21 protein-coding genes are annotated in these 20,843 nt (G+C 56.7%); 12 read left to right on the top strand and 9 right to left on the bottom strand.

Going from position 1 to position 20,843, the window contains the following annotated elements; translation table 11 throughout:
- The first annotated feature begins 84 nt into the window (after positions 1-84).
- Positions 85-951 carry an HpaA family protein gene (locus LOH54_RS04030; protein WP_231020515.1) on the top strand — a complete coding sequence of 289 codons (867 nt, stop codon included), beginning with the start codon at positions 85-87 and terminating at the stop codon, positions 949-951.
- A 78-nt stretch (positions 952-1,029) separates the two neighbouring features.
- Here the strand turns inward: LOH54_RS04030 and LOH54_RS04025 are convergent, their stop codons facing one another.
- From LOH54_RS04025 to LOH54_RS04000, 6 genes are all read right to left on the bottom strand, one after another.
- The gene (locus LOH54_RS04025; RefSeq protein ID WP_231020514.1) at positions 1,030-1,257 is read right to left on the bottom strand and encodes a hypothetical protein; all 228 of its coding nucleotides are present in this window, start codon (positions 1,255-1,257) and stop codon (positions 1,030-1,032) included.
- Between the two features lie 11 nt (positions 1,258-1,268).
- Positions 1,269-4,343 carry a MutS-related protein gene (locus LOH54_RS04020; protein ID WP_231020513.1) on the bottom strand — a complete coding sequence of 1,025 codons (3,075 nt, stop codon included), beginning with the start codon at positions 4,341-4,343 and terminating at the stop codon, positions 1,269-1,271.
- Between the two features lie 121 nt (positions 4,344-4,464).
- A complete protein-coding gene (locus tag LOH54_RS04015; protein WP_231020512.1) occupies positions 4,465-5,049 on the bottom strand; it encodes a DUF302 domain-containing protein in 585 nt (194 codons plus the stop codon).
- Positions 5,050-5,161: 112 nt separating this feature from the next.
- Positions 5,162-5,545 carry a hotdog domain-containing protein gene (locus LOH54_RS04010; protein WP_231020511.1) on the bottom strand — a complete coding sequence of 128 codons (384 nt, stop codon included), beginning with the start codon at positions 5,543-5,545 and terminating at the stop codon, positions 5,162-5,164.
- Entirely contained in the window at positions 5,542-6,453 is a 912-nt protein-coding gene (cmoB, locus tag LOH54_RS04005; protein WP_255707482.1) for a tRNA 5-methoxyuridine(34)/uridine 5-oxyacetic acid(34) synthase CmoB, read from the bottom strand. Before cmoB ends, LOH54_RS04010 begins: the two co-directional genes overlap by 4 nt.
- A 2-nt stretch (positions 6,454-6,455) precedes the next feature.
- Complete coding sequence (locus LOH54_RS04000; protein ID WP_231020510.1) at positions 6,456-7,202, bottom strand: DUF2231 domain-containing protein; 747 nt, start codon at positions 7,200-7,202, stop codon at positions 6,456-6,458.
- A gap of 66 nt (positions 7,203-7,268) precedes the next feature.
- On the opposite strand from LOH54_RS04000, the gene LOH54_RS03995 reads away from it, so the two are divergent.
- Together LOH54_RS03995 and LOH54_RS03990 are read left to right on the top strand one after the other, a co-directional pair.
- On the top strand, positions 7,269-8,174 hold the full coding sequence (locus LOH54_RS03995; protein WP_231020509.1) for a cation diffusion facilitator family transporter: 906 nt from the start codon (positions 7,269-7,271) through the stop codon (positions 8,172-8,174).
- Between the two features lie 74 nt (positions 8,175-8,248).
- A complete protein-coding gene (locus tag LOH54_RS03990; RefSeq protein WP_231020508.1) occupies positions 8,249-8,824 on the top strand; it encodes a Tll0287-like domain-containing protein in 576 nt (191 codons plus the stop codon).
- A 7-nt stretch (positions 8,825-8,831) separates the two neighbouring features.
- On the opposite strand, the gene LOH54_RS03985 is transcribed toward LOH54_RS03990, so the two are convergent.
- From LOH54_RS03985 to LOH54_RS03975, 3 genes are all read right to left on the bottom strand, one after another.
- On the bottom strand, positions 8,832-9,287 hold the full coding sequence (locus LOH54_RS03985; RefSeq protein WP_231020507.1) for a CZB domain-containing protein: 456 nt from the start codon (positions 9,285-9,287) through the stop codon (positions 8,832-8,834).
- A 115-nt stretch (positions 9,288-9,402) separates the two neighbouring features.
- Positions 9,403-10,968: a ribonuclease Y gene (gene rny / locus LOH54_RS03980; RefSeq protein ID WP_416768920.1), complete on the bottom strand. Its 1,566-nt coding sequence runs from the start codon at positions 10,966-10,968 to the stop codon at positions 9,403-9,405.
- Positions 10,928-11,527 carry a 5-formyltetrahydrofolate cyclo-ligase gene (locus LOH54_RS03975; RefSeq protein ID WP_231020505.1) on the bottom strand — a complete coding sequence of 200 codons (600 nt, stop codon included), beginning with the start codon at positions 11,525-11,527 and terminating at the stop codon, positions 10,928-10,930. The genes rny and LOH54_RS03975 overlap by 41 nt, the downstream gene beginning before the upstream one ends.
- Before the next feature lie 91 nt (positions 11,528-11,618).
- On the opposite strand from LOH54_RS03975, the gene LOH54_RS03970 reads away from it, so the two are divergent.
- The 9 genes from LOH54_RS03970 to soxX all read left to right on the top strand — a co-directional run bounded on the left by LOH54_RS03970 (position 11,619) and on the right by soxX (position 20,834).
- Positions 11,619-12,191: a TlpA family protein disulfide reductase gene (locus LOH54_RS03970; protein ID WP_231020504.1), complete on the top strand. Its 573-nt coding sequence runs from the start codon at positions 11,619-11,621 to the stop codon at positions 12,189-12,191.
- A gap of 3 nt (positions 12,192-12,194) precedes the next feature.
- On the top strand, positions 12,195-13,079 hold the full coding sequence (ftsY, locus tag LOH54_RS03965) for a signal recognition particle-docking protein FtsY (protein ID WP_231020503.1): 885 nt from the start codon (positions 12,195-12,197) through the stop codon (positions 13,077-13,079).
- 82 nt (positions 13,080-13,161) lie between these two features.
- The gene (radA, locus tag LOH54_RS03960; RefSeq protein ID WP_231020502.1) at positions 13,162-14,508 is read left to right on the top strand and encodes a DNA repair protein RadA; all 1,347 of its coding nucleotides are present in this window, start codon (positions 13,162-13,164) and stop codon (positions 14,506-14,508) included.
- Positions 14,509-15,006: 498 nt separating this feature from the next.
- Positions 15,007-16,350, top strand: coding sequence for a putative porin (locus tag LOH54_RS03955; RefSeq protein WP_231020501.1), 1,344 nt, complete (start codon positions 15,007-15,009; stop codon positions 16,348-16,350).
- 11 nt (positions 16,351-16,361) lie between these two features.
- Positions 16,362-16,865, top strand: a complete 504-nt coding sequence (locus LOH54_RS03950) for a DsrE family protein (RefSeq protein ID WP_231020500.1) — start codon at positions 16,362-16,364, stop codon at positions 16,863-16,865.
- Between the two features lie 192 nt (positions 16,866-17,057).
- Entirely contained in the window at positions 17,058-18,107 is a 1,050-nt protein-coding gene (locus LOH54_RS03945; protein ID WP_231020499.1) for a cache domain-containing protein, read from the top strand.
- Positions 18,104-18,757, top strand: coding sequence for a response regulator transcription factor (locus LOH54_RS03940; RefSeq protein ID WP_231020498.1), 654 nt, complete (start codon positions 18,104-18,106; stop codon positions 18,755-18,757). The genes LOH54_RS03945 and LOH54_RS03940 overlap by 4 nt, the downstream gene beginning before the upstream one ends.
- Positions 18,747-19,922: a sensor histidine kinase gene (locus LOH54_RS03935; RefSeq protein WP_231020497.1), complete on the top strand. Its 1,176-nt coding sequence runs from the start codon at positions 18,747-18,749 to the stop codon at positions 19,920-19,922. The genes LOH54_RS03940 and LOH54_RS03935 overlap by 11 nt, the downstream gene beginning before the upstream one ends.
- 381 nt (positions 19,923-20,303) lie before the next feature.
- Positions 20,304-20,834 (top strand): sulfur oxidation c-type cytochrome SoxX, encoded by a 531-nt coding sequence (gene soxX, locus LOH54_RS03930; protein ID WP_231020496.1) that lies wholly within the window; start codon positions 20,304-20,306, stop codon positions 20,832-20,834.
- The last annotated feature ends 9 nt before the right edge of the window (positions 20,835-20,843 follow it).

The following is a 20,843-nucleotide window of genomic DNA, read 5'->3' as shown; positions in this document are numbered from 1 at the left end:
GTTATTTTTTCATATTTTTAAGCATATTTCCAGTTTTTATATATATACTTCCGTTGATTTAAATTATTAAATGGAGGTTTTTTTATGGTAAAAACCAAACTTGCCTATATGTTTGCTATGGGGATCGCCGGTATCCTCGTTTCATCACTCATGTCAGGCTGTAGCACAAAAATTCCGGTAAAAAAAGAAGTTGGTACACTCAATCTGCAGAACGTCCCTCTTGCAAGAGAGAGTGCCACTAATGAAACAATCGCAATCGTCAGCCCAGAATTTGCAAAAAATGCCGCTGTTCAACAGACTGCAAATAGAGATGCATCTCCACTTGCACTCATGATGCAGGCCCAAATGCAACGTACCAATATCAACTACAGTTTTAGCAATGCTTTCCAGACCGGCTATTCACAAAGATTGAAAAGCGCTTTGGAAACATCCATTAGTGAAATCTTGACCGCTAAAGGGTTCACATTAAAAGGGCCATACAGCGTTTTCGACGATATGACTTATGGTGAGAAGAAGACAGTATATTTGGCCTGTATCCCGAAAATCAATCTGGTCATTGATAAAAAAATTACAGACACAAATTATGCTGACCTCTATTACGAAGAAAACGGAGTTATTCAAATCGGCGGTAATGTCGTTGTCACTATGATGGAACCGATGACGGGACAAGTCTTCATGAAAAGGAGAATAAATCTGTCAGATTTCAATATTGCAGAGCCCTATATCTATGCCAAACAGACCAGCCAAGGCGGTAACGGTTTAACGAATACGGCGATCGAAAAAATGACTGCCCCGGATGAACTCGTTGATACAACAGATGTTGCGTTGACAAATGCCATCAATAAGTTCTATGCTCAAACTGTTCAAAAACTACAGGCGTATCTTGATCGTGAAGAAATTTTGAGCTACCAACCTGACGTTGAGAATCTCAAAGGACTCAAACGTTATTGATCACGCTTTACAGCTGCTTTCCCGCCATCAATGTCAACTCCTGAGGGAGGGGAACCAGCACTCCAATACATTCTTCCTTCAGCTGCGGGCGATCACACGTGCCTGCATGACAAGCTTCACCATTCCGTAGGGGTCCTGGACATTGAAAAAGATCCCCTGCGCCGTGACGACAGCCGTCCCCTTCCCCCGCTCGACAGTCTCTTCGCCATTGAAGTAGTCCTTGTTCAGATACTCGATCATATAGGCCGCTCCCGCCGTCACCCTAAGGGCTTTGAGCTGTGCCTGCGAATGCGGCTTGAACTCCATAGGCAATCCTCTTAAAAATCGTCCATGTCGATTGACGCTTTTCCCGGTGCTTCGGGCTGTGGTTCCGGCACTTCGGCTTCGTTGATCTCCGGGACCTCCTCGGTGACGACCTGTGGTTTGGCCAACTGTGCCTCGACGTCGAGTTCCAGACCGTTGGAGGTCATGACAAACCCTTTGACGACAAGTTTTCCCTCATGGATCTCCCGGTGGTGATCCCGGCAGAGGGGGATGAGATTGTGGCGGTGGTTGACGGGCATATGGCCGATGTAGCCGCGGCTGTCCGCACTGGACTGGTGGGCGATATGGTGCACATCCTCCGCCTTCGCCCCGCAGATGACGCAGGTGGTAACAAAGAGGTCCTTGTTGTATTTACTGGTGCGTTTTTTGACCAGCAGCTCCAGTTCGTCGAAGTCGTTGGAGAGGCGCTTGCGGATGCGGTTCGCCGCCTCCAGAAACTCCTGGTCCATATGCAAGGAGCGTGCAAACTCCAGCCCGTAGACGCTCGAGCCGCTGCCCGGCTGCAGTACACGGTTGAAGATCAGCCGGTCAAGCGCCTCATCGTACTCCACGCTCAGGTGCAGGTCGACGACGTTCTCCAGCCGACGCATCTCCTCCATCGACGCCAGTTGATGCAGGTGGGTCGCAAAGAGAAAAATGGAGCGCAGCTTCGCCAGTTTCATGATCGCGCTGGCGACGATGGCGACGCCGGAAAGCGTTTCGGTGCCGTGGGAGATCTCGTCGCCGAGGATGAGCGACCGCGTCCCGGCGCGGTTGAAGATGTTTTTGAGTTCCATCATCTCGACGGCGAAGGTAGAGAGCCCCTTTTGCAGGTTGTCGCGGGAGACGATCCGGGTAAAGAGCGACTCGAAAAGGGAGAACTTCATCGACGACGCCGGCACGTAGAAGCCGGCCTGTGCCATCAGCACGGCCAGCCCGATGCTCTTCATCAGCGAGGATTTCCCGCTGGAGTTGATGCCGTAGAGCAGCACCCCGTTGACCTCGTGCCCGTCATGCACGGCGGGATCGAGCATCACCGTCTCCGGATAGGGAAGGTCCATATAGGCGCGGTTGCCCATGACGATGTCATTGGGCACGTAGACCCCCTGCCGCTCCTGTATCTCGATGAGCGGGTGGCGCAGCGCCATCAGCTGCAGGAAGTTCTCGTCCTCGTGCACGTCGACGATCGTCGGGCAGGCGAAGTTGTACTGCTGTGCCGCCCGCGCGGAAGCGACGGCGACGTCGAGGTCGGCCACGTAGCCGATGATCCGCTCGAACAGGAGCGTATAGCGCCGCTCGAAGGTGCGCTGCAGCGCAATAAAGCGCTCCTTGACCAGGGCAATGATCTTCGCCTGGTTGCGCATGATCTTGTCGGAGAGCTGTTCGGTCAGCTCCGAGGTGATCTTGACGCTGTTGGTAAGCCGCTTGACGCTGAAATCACTGAAACAGACGGTCTCGCCCCCCAGGTCGACGCTGCCGGAGGCGAACTCCTTCTCGATCATCGCCCAGCGGGTGCGGCTCATGGAGATGTAGTGCCCCTCTTTATCCAGGACCCCCAGGGAGACGTAGCCGCCGCTGCCCGCAGCCGCCCCCTGCTCGCCGAGCATCCGCTCCATCGCGTCCATGATGATCGCGAAGTGCTGCAGCATCCGGGCGTTTTCGTCCACCAGCGCATCCACCTGCACGTCGACCCCCCGGCGCAGGAAGTTGTCGTCGACGGTGCTGACGGTGAAGCGGCGCGACACCTCCAGGTCGATGCTCTGCTCGATGTCGCGGATAAAGGTATCGACCTCCTGCTCGCTGAAGGGGGTCTTGATGAGCTTGTGGCGTTTGACGAACTCCATCAGTTCGCGGATGCCGACGAGCGACGCGTGGACATAGTTCATCTCGAAGGGGTGCAGCCGCGCCAGGGCGATCCGGCGGTGCAGGCGTTCGAGGTCGTAGACCCCCCGCAGGGCGTCGCCGAGCATCCGCACGTGCGGCATCACCCGGTCGATCAGACCGTAGCGGCGCTCAAGCTCGCCGCGTTCCTGGATGGGGTTGAGCAGGCGCTCTTTCAGCAGGCGCTTGCCGATGGCCGTGACGCTCTTGTCGATGAGTTTGAGCAGCGTCATGTCGCTGCGGTCTTTGGAGAGAACGGCCAGCTGTTCCAGGGCGTTGTTGCCCAGGTACATGTAGCGCGTGTTGTCGATCATCTTCGGGCGGGCGAGCTTTTGGATGATGTGGTAATCGTGTTCGATGACAAAGTGCACCAGCGATGAGAGCGCCTCGGAAACGAAGGGGTGCCGCTCCAGGTCGAGGTGCTCGATGGGCGACAGCAGGGACTGGATCTGGTAGACGTTCTGGAACAGCTCATTCTGGTAGTCGATCTTGGGGCGCTCGTGGTTGACGCTGTAGGCATAGTGCTCGCTGATCTCGAGGTATCGGATCACCTCTTTCTGGTTCTCCACCCCCTCCAGGAAGGTCAGCACCACCTCCGTGGTGCGGTAGATATTGAGCAGATTGAAGATCTCGTCCAGGGCGTAGGTGGGGTCTTCGCTCGTGCCATAAGTCTCGTAAAGCCAGGTCTTTCCCGTCGTGACGTCGATTGCCGCGTAGCCGACACTGTAGATCTCCTTGTGGCGGTCGATCAGCAGGGAGACGATGTAGTTGTCGTCGTTGTCGACGGTGTGGTCGAAGTTCGTGCCCGGGGAGATGATCTGGCCGATGTAACGGCTGAGTTTCGGCGGCACCCCCTTCTGGCGGATGACGATGATCGTGTAGCGTTGCTCCTGGATCAGACGATTCAGGTAGCGCTCAAAGGAGACGGAGGGTACGCCGGCAAGGAAGGGGTTCTTGACGCTGTTTTCGGCAATGTTCTTGTTCTTCTTGGTCAGCTGGATATTGAGCAGTTCGGCCATCTCTTTGGCCTTGCCCACCTGCATGTCGTCATTGTTGACCTCATAGACTTCATAGAAAGTACCGATCTCCATAAAGACGACCGTATCGCTGCCGTATTTCTCCTCGAAACGGCGCTGCAGGTCGAAATAGACCTCGGTCAGCAGGCGGTCTTTGCTGTTGAGAACTGCATCAATCTCGCTGTGTAGCACGACATAAAACCCTTGCGATAACGTTGTTTTTGTAAGGAAAGATTATAGCTAAAACGGCTTAGGGGGAGTTACAGAGGGGTGGGACGTGCCTCGGCACGCCCCGATGGAAGAAAAGGGATTCTTAAAAATCGCCGATCGCAGCGCGCGCCGGGACTTCGTCCATCGCTTTTTTGACGGAGAGTGCCATCGCGAGCATATCGTCCGGCAGCGGGTAACCGCCGTGGATGGCGAGGGTCATATCCATGCTGACGAGCCAGCGGTCACCGTTACCGTATTCAACCAGCATGATGCGGCACGGCATGAAACCGCCGTAATAACGGGAGTGGTTCAGGAACACTTTCGCGATCGGAAGGCTACAGAGTGAGAAGATGCGCGCATGCTTCACTTCGTCCGGTTTCGCATCGTCTTTTGTATACATCTTGATGTCACCCGTGACACGCATGTTGTACTCTTCCGCAAGGGACTTGATCGTCTCGGCAACGTCATCGTTCGGAATGTCGGCGTTGACTTTCCACTCCTGCATCATCGCTCTTGCCGGGTCGCCGTACTCGGTGACTTTGGTGAACATGTTGTCGTACGCTTCCATCGCGCCGTCGTCCAGTTTATACTGCTGTGTTACCGCAGTCCAACCCATATGCATCGTCGCACATCCGCTCACCATCATCGCGATGAAGAAGGCTGCAATCACTGTCATTACGTTTTTCAACTTACTACTCCTTAGTTAACAATGTGATAAAATTGTACTATCAAAAAATTAAATAACTTAGTGGAAATCCAACTTTTTTGAATTTTTTATACAAAAACTGTGTAAAAACAGCTCATCCCAGTACGTGAGCTGGCAGTACTACGGCCGTAAACTCCCCCGAAAACACCTTGGTTTCGCCGCAATATGCGTTAACCGTTATCTGATATTTTTTGCCGTCATTCTCGAGGCATTCCGCTTTGAAAAGCAGTGTTTCTCCGACTTGTGAGGGGGCCAAAAAACGGCAACTGCTCCCCGCCAAAACGACGGTCGGTTCATTCACGGCAGCCATCGCCGCATAGTCGGCCGCGCCGAAAATAAAGCCGCCGTGCACCAGCCCTTTGTCATCCGCCGCCATTGCCGGCGTCGTCTCCAGTTCCACCGCCGCATACCCCTCTTCGAGAGTGATGACCGTTCCGCAGAGGCCGTTGTTTATCTTCAGATGGGTGTTGAGTATCATGCTTTGGGCTCCTTGGTCAGTCGTACATAAACCCGTTTGGGGGCGGGATACCCCTCGACGGTCTTTGCCGGGTCTTCCGGGTCCAGGAAGTCCTCCAGGCTCTGCCCCTCTATCCATGCCGTTTTGCGCTGCTCCTCCGGTGTCGTCACGGAGGTCTCCAGTACCTCGAAGCCACTAAAGCCCGCCCGGAGGCACCAGTTCCGCAGCGCGGGGATCGTCGGGACAAAGTAGATGTTGGGGATCTTCGAGTACGCGCCCGCCGGCGTCAGGCAGATCTCCTCCTCCCCGTCGATCATAAAGGTGTCGAGGTAGACCTCCCCGCTGCTGCCCAGCCCTTTATAAAGCTGTTTGAGCATCGCGACGGGGTCGCTGCGGTGATAGAGCACCCCCAGGCAGAAGATCGTATCGAACTTCTCCTCGTACAGCGGCAGGTGCTCTACTCCCAGCAGTTCATAGACGATCTCCGTCTTGACGAAATGGTTGATAAAATCGAACTGGGTCTTGTAGAGTGCAGAGGGGTCGAACCCCACCAGCTTCGCCGGGGCATCCTCCTGCATACGGAAAAGGTAGTAGCCGTTGTTGCAGCCGATGTCCGCGACCCGCTTCCCCTGCAGGTTAAAGTGGGGTCGCAGCAGGTTGTATTTCATAAAACTCTGCCACTCGGTATCGATGAAGAGGCCGAAGAGATCGAAGGGCCCTTTGCGCCACGGCATCAGCATCCGCGCGACCCGTTCGACCTGGGCATGGTCGATTTCGGCTTCCGTCGTCAGGGCCACCGTATCGCCGAGGCTGCAGACGGTCTCGATCTCCGGGAGGGCTGCGAGGGCTTCACGCAGCGGAGCGATGTTTTTCCATCCCATCCACGCTTCGCGCTCGCGGCGGATGGCCTCGAGGGGGGAGAGTGTCACGTTCAAATGGTCCCGTTCGCCTCGGATGAAGGCGCCTTCTCCTCCTGCGGCGCCGCTTTGGTAGCGTTGTCCTCACTGAAGATCTTCTTCACTTTGGAGACGGCGTCCGTTACCGCCTTGTCGACCTTCTGTCCGAAGCTCTCGCCGGCCTGCTGCTGCATCGCCGCGATCTGCACCTTGAGGGTTTCGATCTCCGCGGCCTGCTCCGCAACCGTCTCGTTCATATCCGCCAGATCATCACGGAGGTCGGATGCCGCCTCCTCTGCCTCCGTGACCGCCGAAACGTTGACTCCGTAGCGGTAGACGAGTTCGCCGCCGTCATATCCCTGTTTGACCATAAAGCTGATCAGCATGATCAGCGTCACGATCAGTGCCCCGCGGGCCCACTTCTGTGCCAGCAGCATCGCCGCCAGTTTGAAAGCGATCGGTATCAGCAGCGCGTAGACGAGATAGGTCCCGAGCATTTTATGCGCACCCAGCGCTTCTCGCGCCCCGGTACCGAGCAGGTCGAAGGCTTCGCCCCCGTCCGCTTTCCCCGTGTAGTAGGCGGCGACAAAGAAGATCAGGGAGAGCAGCAGCAGTCCCAGAGACGTCAGACTGAGGGCGCGGCGCTTAAAGCCCAGGTTAGCCAACTCGATCAGCAGGACGATCACCGGCAGAACGAGCGCAAAATGGATGATAACCGGGTGCAGCATCGTCGGCACCTCGAACGGCAGTGTCAGTGGAATTGAAATCTGGGGTAACTGCATTGTAACTCCTTGCTCACTTGGCCCTTATGAGACGCATTTTAGCCATCTTTCGCTAAAATCGGCCTCATGCGTATCGAGAAAAAAGCGACCTTAATCTCCAGCACCACGGCGGGTATCCTCGTCCTTTTCAAACTGGCCATCGGGATCATCAGCGGCTCCGTTGCCGTTCTGGCGTCCGCGATCGACTCCCTGCTGGACCTTTCGGTCTCCATCTTCAACTTTTTCGCCCTGCACCAGTCCGAGCGCAAACCCGATGAGAACTTCAACTTCGGGCTGGGCAAACTTGAAGCGGTCGCCTCCGTTGTCGAAGGGACCATCATCTCCATCTCGGGGCTCTTCATCCTTTACAGCGCCATCGACAAGATCATCACGCCGCGGGCGATCGAGTACATAGAGGCCTCGATGGGCGTCATGCTCTTCTCGATCATCCTCACCGGCGCGCTGGTCCTCTTTTTGAACCACGTCGCGAAGAAGAACAACAACCTCGTCATTCGCGCCGACGCGCTGCACTACAAGACCGACCTCTTCACCAACGGCGCTATCCTCCTCTCTTTGGGCATCATCCACTTCAGCGGTTTCGAACTGATCGACCCGCTGCTGGGTATCGGGATCGCGATCTACATGATCACCTCCGCCTTCCCTATTCTCAAAGAGGGGCTGATGATGCTCCTCGACGTCTCACTGAGCAAGGAGGAGATTGCCCGCATCACGACGATGCTCAACCGGCTGCAGAAGATCAACGGCCACCACCACCTCCAGACCCGGCGAGCGGGCAGCGACATCTTTGTTTCCGTCCATCTCGTCTTTGACGACGCGACCTCCCTGCTCGACGCCCACAAGGTCAGCGATCAGGTGGAGAGCATGATGCGGATGCTCTTCCCCAACGACCGGGTCCATCCCTTTATCCATACCGATCCCTATGACGATTCCGATATCAACGAGATGGAAGTCGCGCAGCTCTACGCCACCTGAATCGCGAACGAAGCACGCGCATTGGGAGAAAAAACGTTAGAATGGCGCCAAATACATAATTGGAGGATTTATCGATGAAAAAAATATTGTTATCTACGACCCTGCTGGCCGCGGCCCTCTTGGCCAATCCCTATGAAAGCAAACCCGAGGAGATCGCCGCAGTCAAAGCCACCGGCCAGAAAGCGGCAGCCGCCCTGCTCAAAAGTCTCGGCGGCAACCTCCAGAAGCATCTCAAATCCGGCGGCCCGATGGAGGCCTTCGGATTCTGCAGCGACCACGCCTACACCCTGACCGAAGTCATCGACCAATCCATGGGTTCCGACGTCAGCGTCAAACGGATCAGCCTCCAGTACCGCAACCCGGCCAATGCGCCCCAGGGAAACGAAAAAGCGATCCTCGAATCCCTCCAGACCCTGCAGGCTAACGGCGTCGTGCTGCCCGACGACGTCGTCGAAGTCGTCGGGGACGGTGTCTACAAATACTACAAGCCGCTGCTGATCAACAAAGAGGCCTGCCTCAAATGCCACGGCGACATCGACAAACTGCCGGAGCTCGCCAAAGCGATCCGCGAACGCTACCCCGAAGACAAAGCGACGGGCTACCGTATGAACGACCTCCGCGGCGCGGTTGTCGTCACCGTCAAGCACTAAAACCCGACTACTTCTCTTCGAAGCTCTCCGCGCTCATCGCGTTGAGTCGCCGCTCCAGCCGACCGATCTCATCCAGCAGCTGCTTAGAGACCCCTTCGAGCTGCTGAAAATACTCCTTGGCCAGCTCCTTGTCACTGTCGGATATCTTCGGCTTCATATTGAAGAGTTTGCTGAAAAAAGAGCGGTTCATCTCCCCGAAATAGAGTTTGAAAATCTTCAGATAGGTATCGTGCAGGGTAAAGTGCAGGGTTTCGATCGTACTGAGGCGGTCCATGCCGGGTATCGCATTTAGCTTCTGTCCCTCGCCGTAAAACCACTGGCCGAACTGGCAGTCGGTGCTGTCGACGGGAATGGCGTCCTTTTCGACGGGGAGCCCCCCGACGAGGGCTTTCGCACGGTTGACCCATTTGATATGCGCTTTTTTAGCTGCGCTGAGCTGTTCAAGCGTCTGTGCTTTATCCATCAATACGTTCCTTGGCGTCATTCGGTTCTCTAAAAACCGATCTTAAAATGCAGCGGGCATTCTAACACTATTTACTAACGTATTCTGTTTAAGAAACAGACACAGTTATCGTGCTTCAGCGTGCGTACTCCACGCTGCGAAGCTCGCGAATGACATTCACCTTGATCTCCCCCGGGTAGCTCACACTCTGGGCGATCTCGTCGGCGATCTCCTTGGCCAGCAGCGCCGTCTCGTCGTCGCTGACGACTTCGGCATTGACGATAACACGGACTTCCCGGCCGGCGTTGATGGCGTAGGCCTGCCGTACGCCGGGGTGGCGCGATGCGATCTCTTCGATCTCCGTCACCCGTTTTAGGAAGCTCTCGAGCACCTCGCGGCGTGCCCCCGGCCGGGCGGCGGAGAGGGCGTCGGCGGCGCAGACGGCGGCGCACTCGATGGAGTCCATCTCCTGCTGGCCGTGGTGGGCGAAGATCGCGTTGATGACAATGGTATCCTCGTCATAACGTCGGCACACTTCGGCCCCCAGGTCCACGTGGCTCCCCTCGTGCTCATGGGTCAGCGCCTTGCCGATATCATGCAGCAACCCTGCCCTTTTGGCCATCTTCGGGTCCCCGCCGAGTTCCGCGGCGATGATCCCCGCCATGTTGGCGACTTCAAGGGTGTGCGCCAGGGCGTTCTGACCATAACTGGCACGGTAGCGCAGCCGCCCGATCAGCTTCATCAGCTCCGGGTGCATCGGGCCGACGCCGGTCTCGAAAACGACCTCTTCGCCCTCGTGCAGGATCTTCTCCTCGTACTCCGCCGTCACCTTGGCATGGATCTCCTCGATCCTTGCGGGCTGGATCCGCCCGTCCTCGATCAGCAGCTCCAGGGTCCGCGTGGCGATGGCGCGGCGGTAGAGGTTGAAGCTGCTCACCACGATCTCCTTGGGCGTTTCGTCGATAATGATATCGACGCCGAGCACCATCTCCAAGGCCTTGATGTTGCGCCCCTCCTTGCCGATGATGCGCCCTTTGAGTTCATCATCGTCCAGATGCACCACGCTGATCAGGCGCTCCGAGGCGAAAGTGCCCGCAAAGCGGCTCGTCGCCTGGGCCAGCAGGAAGTTCGCGTGGCGTTCGGCCTGTTCCCTCGCTTCGGTCTCGTAGCGGCGCACGATGTGGGCGATCTCGTCGCGCGAACGCGCCTCCACCTGAGAGAGCAGCAGCTGGCGCGCCTCGTCCTTCGTCATCCCGGCACTGCGTTCGACGGCACGGATCGCCTCGTCTGTACGGCGCTCAAAATCGTTTTGCAGCTGGATCAGCGCCTTCTCGCGGCGCTCGACGGCCAGCCGTTTGCTGCCGGCCACCTTGAGCTCATGTTCGACCGCCTCGCGCTCCTGGCGGACAAAACGCTCCAGGTCCTTTTCGCGGCGGGACATGGTCGACTCGCGCTCGGCGAGGTCATGCTCGGCGCGGCGCACGGCCTCCTCGTAGCGGTTTTCCGCCCGTTCTTCCGTTTTGCGCGCCCTTTCCGAAGCGCCTACCAGCAGCGCCTCCGCCTCTTTTTCAATGGTTTTGGCTTTGGCTTTCGCCTGTTCGGTATAAAAATCGAGGTGAGCGCTCGTGATCTTTTTCGAAATGAAAAATCCCACCACACCGCTAATAGTGGCGATCGCGCCTCCTGAGAGTATTTCGTTTATCATGTATCGTCCCCGCTGCTTCATAGCGGGCCGACGGTGTCAATAGCACATCAGCCGAAACATCGTAATCATCGCAAATTTTCTCGTTTGTCATACACTCTTCGAGTTGAACAAAGATCGTTTTTGGTTTTCTGTTCAATCGGGCAAAGAAACGGTCGTACATCCCTTTACCGAATCCGATGCGGCGTGCCTGTGCGTCAACCCCGACGGCTGGCACCACAGCTATATCAATCTTTTTAATTTTTCTATTACTGAATCCCGGCTCGTAAATCCCAAAATTTTTACGGAACATCGGGTATCTAAATGGTACCATCAGGAAGCTTGCACCGACCATAAAAGGCAGATAGACGTTCCACCCCTCCCGGCGCAGCCTGTGCAGCAGCGGCCGAAGGTCCGGCTCGCTCCCCAGCGGCCAGAAGAGCAGAATGTCTTTCCCGCCGCTTGCTCGTACTTCCGCGTAGAGGGCGTCGCAGAGCCGTTTGTCCCGCTCCAGGCGGTTATGTTCCCAGACCGACCGCTGCTTGTTCAGGCAGATGTCACGGAATGCGGCTTTCGTCATGAAGCACCTCGCTTGAAACCACCCCCTTCTGCCCGGATAATGGGGCTTTACCGGAGATGGGTTATAATATCGGCCATTTTAACAAACAGGTATGGAAATGATGGTAAAACAGTTCACGATAACCGCACTTGTCGCGCTGCTGATGCTCGGCGGCTGCAGCGACAGCAAAGACGCGCAGGGCGGCGACGCGGATGCGCTGATCGCCAAAACCGTTTACACGCTCAACGATATCAACGGTTCTGCCTACGAAGTAACCAAATCCGGAGCGGACTTCCGGATCAGCGGCGTCCCCGAACCGGTGGTCGTCTACGACATCTTCGCCACCTGGTGTCCGCCCTGCCGCGCCGAGGCCCCGCACCTGAGCAGCCTGCAGAAAAAACTGGCGGGCAAGATCAAAATCATCGGCGTGACGATCGAAGAGGGGAACGACAACGCCTATTACCAGCGTTTCGCGGAGGATATCGGCATAAAGTACAGCCTCGTGAACTCTCCCGACAACCAGAAGTTCTCCCGCGCCGTCGCCGGCGCCATCGGCGTCGGGCAGGACTTCCCCATCCCCCTCATGGTGGTCTATAAAAACGGCCGTTTCGTCAAATACTACTCGGGACTCGTTCCCGAAGAGATGCTCGAATCCGACCTGAAAACCCTGGCGGAGGCGCAATAGACAATGCTCGGTTTTTTCAAAAAAGGGCTGCAGAAGACCGCGGAGGCGATGAAAAGCGTCGCCCCGAAAAAACGCAAACGTATTCCCAAGGATGAGCTCGAGGATATTCTCCTCGAAGCCGACGTCGAATACGATCTCATCGAGATCATCATGCGCGAGCTCTACACCGACGAAGTCACGCGCGAACAGCTCGAATCGAAGCTGATCGCGACCCTCGCCTGGGCCAACTACGAGAAACCCGAACACGAGAAACCCTTTGTCGACCTCATCATCGGGGTCAACGGCGCCGGGAAAACGACGACGATCGCCAAACTGACGCAGCACTACATGAACGCGGGGGAGCGGGTTTTGCTCGGGGCTTCCGACACGTTCCGCGCCGCAGCGATCGAGCAGCTGACCCGCTGGGCCGACCGCCTGGGCGTGCCCATCGTCTCATCGCGCCAGGGGCACGACCCCTCCGCCGTCGCCTACGACGCCATTGAATCGGCCAAAGCCCGCGGTTTCGAGCATGTCATCATCGATACGGCGGGACGGCTCCACACCCAGACGAACCTCTCCGAGGAGCTCAAGAAGATCGTCCGCATCTGCGACAAGGCCCATGCCGGCGCCCCGCACCGCAAGATCCTCATCATCGACGGCACCCAGGGCAATTCCGCCATTGCCCAGGCCAAGGCGTTCAACGAGATGGTCGATGTCGACGGCATCATCATCACCAAGCTCGACGGTACGGCCAAAGGGGGATCGATCTTCTCCATCGCCTACGCGCTGCGTCTGCCCATCTTCTTCGTCGGCGTCGGCGAACAGCCCGACGACCTCGTTCCCTTCAACAAGTTCGAGTTCATCGACGGATTCCTCGACCCGATCTTCGAAGCAGAATCCCAGGCGTAATTCTTTCTCAGCGTCATAGTATAACCGCTGCTGCCGGCGGTATGCTATGCTTTCCCACACAATACGGATATACGGAGGCACCGTGGCCAAGAAAAAATCCCTCTTCGAATGCCAGCACTGCGGTTTCACCTCGGCCAAATGGATGGGCAAATGCCCCAACTGCGGCACCTGGGACTCCCTTGTCGAGCTGAGCGAACAGCAGCAGGAGGTGCTCAAACAGACCGCCTCCTCCGTCACCGGCAAAGCCAAGGCGCAGCCCATCAACGAGATCGCCCACACCGAGGTGGAGCGCTTCAGCTCCGACGACATCGAGCTGGACATGGTCCTCGGCGGCGGGGTCGTCCCCGGGTCGCTGACCCTTATCGGCGGCAGCCCCGGTGTGGGCAAATCCACCCTGCTGCTCAAGATCGGCGCCAACATCGCCAAGGGGGGCCGCAACACCCTCTACGTCACCGGCGAGGAGAGCGAAGGGCAGGTCAAGCTGCGTGCCAACCGTCTTGACGCCAACGCCGACAACCTCTACCTCCTCAGCGAAATCCGCCTGGAACAGGTGCTCGCAGAACTGGCCCACCGCAGCTACGAGTGCCTCATCGTCGACTCCATCCAGACGCTCTACAGCGAAGCGGTCACCTCGGCTCCCGGCTCCGTCACCCAGGTCCGCCAGATCACCTTCGAGCTGATGCGCCTCGCCAAGGAGCGGCGCATCGCCGTGTTCATCATCGGCCACATCACCAAAGAGGGTTCCATCGCCGGACCGCGGGTGCTGGAGCATATGGTCGACACCGTCCTCTACTTCGAAGGCGACAGCGCCCAGGAGCTGCGGATCCTGCGCGGGTTCAAAAACCGCTTCGGCCCCACCAGCGAGATCGGCGTGTTCGAGATGCGCAACGAGGGACTCGTCAGCGCCAAGGATATCGGGTCGCGCTTCTTTGACAAAACCCGGGACCAGAGCGGTTCGGCCCTTACCGTCGTTATGGAGGGGTCGCGCCCGCTCATCCTGGAGGTGCAGGCCCTGGTCAGCGACTCCCACGCCTCCAACCCCAAGCGCCAGGCCACGGGGTTCGACACCAACCGCCTCAATATGCTCCTGGCGCTGCTGGAGCGCAAGCTGGAGCTGCCGCTGAACTCCTACGACGTTTTCATCAACATCACCGGCGGCATCAAGATCAACGAGACCGCCGCCGATCTCGCCGTGCTCGCTGCCATCATCAGCAGCTTCCGAGACCGTACCGTCTCCAAGGAGACCGTCTTCATCGGCGAGGTCTCGCTGGTGGGGGACGTGCGCGAAGTCTTCCAGCTCGACACCCGCCTGCGCGAACTCGCCATGCACGGCATCACCAAGGCGCTGGTGGCCAAAAAGCCCCAGCAGAGCCACGGCGTGAAGTGCTACCCCGTCGACGAGGTCACCAAACTGATCGATTGGATGTGAGCTCGCCATAAAGAAACGCCAACTGCTTGGCGTTTCGGCGAGCGAAACCGAAGCTGTTGTCCAAAGGACCAGCGCAGGCTTGAAATCAAAAGTTTACCATTGCATAATCAAGGGTGACTGAATGTCACGCTTGCCCGAACGATGCAGCGCAGCGGAATTCCGGAGCACAGCAAGACAAACCGCAAGCGATGTGCGTAGCACTGCCGAAGGCCTCAAATCAATAGTCCACCATTGCAAAATCAAGGGTGACATTCAGTCACACTTGCCCGAACAATGCTGTACTGCCATTCTTATGTACAAATAGGACCGCCCCAACCTTCTGCCAACTCCTATAACAAAAGTTAATCACAAAAATATCAACAATATTCGAAATTTTTATATTAATTTTACACTCCGGTTCTATCATCGTGCCCATTCAAATCAAAAGGATGGGAAATGCCCACGCAAGAAAACGGTTTAATACGCCCCTTTTTCAGGGGAGTAGCAGGAATAATAGTATTGCTTTTAAGCGCTATGTCGCTGGAGGCGGCCAACTGGCTGATGCTGCAGGGAACGCAGCCCGACAACGTCGCGCCCAAAGGGGTTGTCGTGCCCTATCGCAACAAGATGCCCGTCGTCTGGGGCTTTATCCAGGCCAACTATAAGCAGGATTACGGCGACGTCTTCATCGACCCGAACGGCGGGAACAAAACCCCGTTCTCGTTGTTGAACCCCAATCTGGCCGACCAGGAGGGGTTCAGCCTTTTTCGCGCCAGACTCGCCGCGCGCGGCATGGCCGACAACGACAACAAAGTCAACTATTTTTTCATGACGGAGTTCGGCAATAATGCCGTCAACAATCTCGCCGGGCATGACACCGCCACCTACTTCACCGACGCGTCGGTGACACTCCGCCACGTCCCGGGGCTTAATGCGCGCATCGGTATGTTTAAAACCCCCGGCAGCGAAGAGGGGCTGCGCGCCGTCTTCGTCTCCCCCTATATCGAGTTCACCACGATGACGAACCAGCAGCTGCTCGAACGCCAAGTGACCAATGTCGGTACCGCACAGACCGGCAAAGCGGCCGGCGGCGCTTCGACGGTGCACTACACCAGCACCGACGTCACACGTCCGATCGCCGCGTTCCGGGACATGGGCATCGAGCTCTTCGACACCTTTGCGCTCGGTCAGGGGTGGACGCTCAGTTACGCCTACATGTACGGCAACGGTACGGGGATTTCCCACAACGCTTCGGACCACCAGGCGACCCATTACGGCTATCTGGCCCTCGAAGACGACTTCGGCGCCGGCAAAGGCTTCTACACCGAAGCCCTTAAGTTCTTTGTCTGGGGGCAGACCGGCAAGCGTCGGCTCTACTCCACCGACGCCAACGGCACGACCACGCCCGTCAAGCACGACCGTAAACGCTATGGCATCGGCTTCTCCTACTACGAGAACGGCCTGCGGGCGGAAGCGGAATATATGTGGGCCGAAGGCATGATCTATACGGGCGCCAAGGACACAGACCCTGACCCCTATCAGGAAGAGTGGCAGTTGCAGTTTGCCGTCGGCACCGAGAACAAGGCCGAAGGCGGCTATCTCAACCTGCAGTACGAGCTCTTTCCCAAGCAGTTCGAGGTCTTCGGCCGCTATGACTTTATGAACCGCCTGACCAACGACTCCAAGGGCGAACGCGACTTCCAGACCATCACCCTGGGATGTTCCTATCGCTTCCGCGGCCCGACGCGGATCGATTTCAACTACATGATCCGCGATGCGAAAGCACCGGGCAACGCTGCGGCGCAGAATGTTCTGGACAATATGGGCGATCGCCTCGCCATCCAGCTCACCGCAGCTTTTTAAAAGGAGAAAACATGAAATACATTTCGATTACACGGATGATAGCGGCACTGGCGCTCACCCTTTTCGTACCAACGGTCTGGGCCGATGACGACGATGACGTCGTCAAGGTCGTCTACCAGTGCGACTTCCCCGATGTGCAGAGGGTCCACCTCATGCTGAACACGCTTAATAACGCCGTAAAATATTACGAGAAGAACCTGATCCAGTACGAGATCGACGTCGTCGCACTGGGGCCGTGCCTTCAGTACTTCATGAAGGACTTCAAAGGGACCGGCTTCGCGGCCAAGCCCTACCTGGAACACGGCGGACCGACGGGGGAAGGGACACGCAAACGCTTTAACGGCCTCAAGCTGCTCGGCGGCGACAACATTACCTTTTTCGCCTGTCAGAACACCATGGACAAGAAGAACGTCAAGGCGGAACAGATCGCCGACAACGTGGAGATCACCCCCGGCGGCATCGTCAAGGTCATTGACGACCAGCGCGACGGGTTCGCCTACATCAAGATCCAGTAAACGCGACGCGCGGTGCCACACCGCTGTTACGCTTCTGCCCGGCACGTTCAAGAAGGGCCTCATGCCTCTTGAACAGTGTAATAACATTTTGATATAATCGGTGATCCAAGGAGCCGATACCCTTTGAAGCTATTTTCCAGAAACAACCTGCTCTTCGCCGTTCCTTTCTTTCTCATCATTCTCTTACTGATTATGACCATAGAAGTCTTCAACCGGGAGGTTGCGTGGCAGGTCGTCGACGAGGTCAGCGACCAGCTCAGCCTCTCCCTGCGCACGGAGCTGCGCAACGAGAAGGAGGACGCCCTGCGCTTTGCGCTGATCCTCTCGGAGAACGATTCCCTCCGGCATGCCCTCAAAGAAGATGACGACGAAGCGGGTTTCGCCCTCCTCAAACGGATGATCAAATCGGTGCAGAAGAACACCTCCGAACTCGTGCGGGCTCAGATCATCACCGCGGATTCGCGCCTCTTTGCCCGCAGCTGGGATGCCGACAACCTCTTTGCGGGGATGCCGCTCGATACCTACCGCCGCGACCTCGAAGAGATTATGCTGCACAAGAAACCGCGCTCCTCCATCGAAGTCGGTCGGCGTCTGGGGATCAAGGCAACCGTGCCCATGTACGAGGAGGGGGAGCTCATCGGCTTTGTCGAAGTGCTGAAGTTCTTCGACGCCAGTACCGACTTCTTCCACAAGTTCGGGATTGACCTCTACGCCCTGCTCGACGACAGCTACTACAACACCGCCGTACTGATGCAGAACAACCCTTCGGTCGCCTGGTACCTCGTCGGCAACCGCCGCTACAACAACATCAACCTCAAGGTCCTGCAGCGCCTGGACATGAAACAGCTGCGTAAAGAACGGATCATGCTGCGGGAGAACAAGTACATCTTCTTCGAGCCGATGCGCAACGGCGACGGTGAGACCATCGGCGCCTTCGTCTTCGTCATGCCGAAACAGAGCATCGAACACTTTGCCCGCAGCGGGGAGGACCTCTCTTTCCTGCTCGCGTTCTCGCGGAACAACCTCTACGACATCGTTAAAAAGGAGCAGTATGACAACAAGGTCTACCACAGCGGATACGACAAAGCCCTGCTCTCGCTCAAGGACACCGTTCCCGAAGAAGACCGGGAACTCTTTATGGAGGAGGCGCGCGACGTGCTCTCCACCTACACCAAAGAGGAGCTGATCGCCCTGATGCTCCACTACAAGCTCGCCCGGAAGATTGAAGGAGAGATACGATGAAGATTCTGCTGCTGGAAGACGAATACGCGCTGCGCGTCAGTATCGAGGAGTTCCTGGAGGATCTTGATTTCAACGTCGAGACCTACGCCAACGGCGACGACGCTTTCGACGCCGCCTGCGCGACCCATTTCGACCTTTTCTTGTTCGATGTCAACGTCCCCGGCCTCAGTGGATTCGAACTGCTCAAAACCCTGCGCGCCGAGGGCAACGAGACCCCGGCCATCTTCATTACCGCCCGGACCCAGACCAAGGACCTTGAAGAGGGGTACAAGCGCGGCTGCTGCGACTACATCCGTAAACCCTTTGACCTTACCGAACTGCAGCTGCGCATCGAGCATGCGCTGCGCAGCTACTACTATAAGCACAGTGAAGCGATCGAGCTCGCCCCGGATCTGCGCTACGACACGAAACGGATGCAGCTGAGCTACAAGGAAGAACCGATCACACTGAGCAAGACGGAGAACGATATCCTGGAGGTCCTGCTGCGCCATACGAACCAGGCCGTCTCCATGGCGATGTTCCAGGACGAAGTGTGGGGCGAATACGTCGACCCCGCCAACATCCGGGTCCAGATCAACAACCTGCGCAAAAAACTCCCCGCGGACATCATCAAAAATCGCCGCGGCATAGGGTATATCATTGAAAGATAATCAGTACGCCCTCAAAAACGCGGTGCTCTACACGGCGCTGATCACGGTGATCCTCCTCGCGCCGCTTTATGTCTACACCGTCTATATGAAACAGATCCACGGGATCCAGAACGAACTGATGCTCAAGCAGCACGCCGCCCGTGTCATCAGCGCCATGGAGGAGTACGACGAAAACCGTGAAAGCTACTTCGAGTACCCCCGCTTCAAGCGGATCGTCTCGGGGCTTTACGACCTGCACTTCAAGCCGATCTTCACCCTCATCGATTTTCCGATGGAACACTTTGCCGCCGGGTACCACATCGACGAGAGTCACAGCGCCTACCTCATCATCCCCCTCCCCCGGGAGCGCTATTTCGGGGCGGAGTACCTCATCGTCGGCAACCACCTCACCTACGCGCCCGTCTACGAGCGCGTCGCGACGATCCTCATCGCCATCGTCGTCCTCGTCTTTTTCCTTTCGCTCCTTGTCCTGCAGCGTTTTGCCCTGCCGTTCAAACGCGTCAACCAGAAGCTGGACAACTTTATCAAAGATACCGTCCACGAGATCAACACCCCCCTCTCCATCATCAACATCAACATCGATCTCTACAACCGCAAGCACCCCCAGAGCAAATACCTGCAGCGTATCAAAGCCGCGTCGAAGACCCTCTCGAACATCTATAACGACATGGAGTACCTCATCAAGAACAAGCAGATCGTTTTCGAATACGAGGAGATCGACGTCAGCGCCTTCGTGCGCGAGCGCATCCTCTATTTTAACGAGGTCGCCGCCATGAAAGGGATCACCATCGCCTCCGAGATCGATGAAGGGGTGATCCTGCACTTCAACCAGACCCAGCTGCAGCGCATCATCGACAACAACATCTCCAACGCCATCAAGTACTCCCACGAGAACAGCATTGTCGAGGTTGCCCTGAAACGGTACGACCACCGCTGCGAACTGACCTTCAGGGATTACGGGCTGGGGATCGAAAACACCGAAAAGATCTTTGAACGCTACTACCGCGAGGAGACCGGCAAGGGCGGTTTTGGTATCGGGCTCAACATCGTCAAGGCGATCATGGAGGAGACCGGCATCACCCTGGAGGTCTCTTCCGTACCCCAACAGGGAAGCACATTTACCTACGTTTTCCCGCCCCATCTCTGCCAAAATCCTGCTATTTGATCTGCTAATAGGAACTTTTTCTCTCCGCATCAAAAATCTTTATACTTTTTTACATTGTTTTTACATTGCACCGTTACAATCTTCGAAACCAAGTCAAGGGCACCTCTAAAAACCCTGCATGGACCCCAGAGGGCTTTTGAAGTATGAGGTTTTCTTTGTTTTCGTTTCAGGCCTAGCCAAAGCTAAGTCAAGACGAAAACGGAGGAAAGATCGTGCTTCAAAAGCTCTCCCGCAGGGCGCCACAGAGAAAAGCCATACTCGGCGTTGCCGCTTTTCGGCTTAGCTACGGCTAGGCCTTCAAAGCGTCGCCTTGATTATGACTTTTCTCTGTGGCGCTGAGACCATGCAGGGTTTTTAGAGGTGCCCAAAAGGAGAAATACGATGAAGAGATGGCTGTTACTCAGTACGACCATCGGTCTGGGTGTAGCGTTCGCCGCCAACCTGTCCGATGCCATCGAGCGGCCCGAAGCGGCGTCGATCATCCAGAAGGATCTGTTCGGCCCGGCTAAGGCCTACACGATGCCGGCGGGGTGTATCACGGACGACAAGGACGCGATCGCCCGGGGCGCATACATTTTCCATAACCTCAATGGAGAAAAAGCCAAAGGCAAACTGCCGGCAGGCCTGTCAAAAAAGAATGCAAACGGCTCGCCGAAGCAGTACGGCAACTGTGTCGCCTGCCACAATATCGAAGGGGCCAAAGGCGCCGGAAATATCGGGCCCGACCTGACAAACTACCATGCGTTTTTCATTGAAACGGGTACCCGCGACAACCAGTTCGTCTACCAGAAGATCGCCGACGCGCGTGTCGACAACCCGAAGACGCATATGACGATCAACCTTACGACCGGTCTCTTTACCGAACGTGAGATCTGCGACATCACCTCGTATATCGTTTCCATTAAACACTAAAGGAGAACC

It is taken from the genome of Sulfurimonas sp. HSL-3221 (assembly GCF_021044585.1).
In the GTDB taxonomy this organism is placed as follows: Bacteria; Campylobacterota; Campylobacteria; order Campylobacterales; family Sulfurimonadaceae; genus Thiomicrolovo; species Thiomicrolovo sulfuroxydans.
This window is presented reverse-complemented; position numbering and strand designations above follow the sequence as displayed.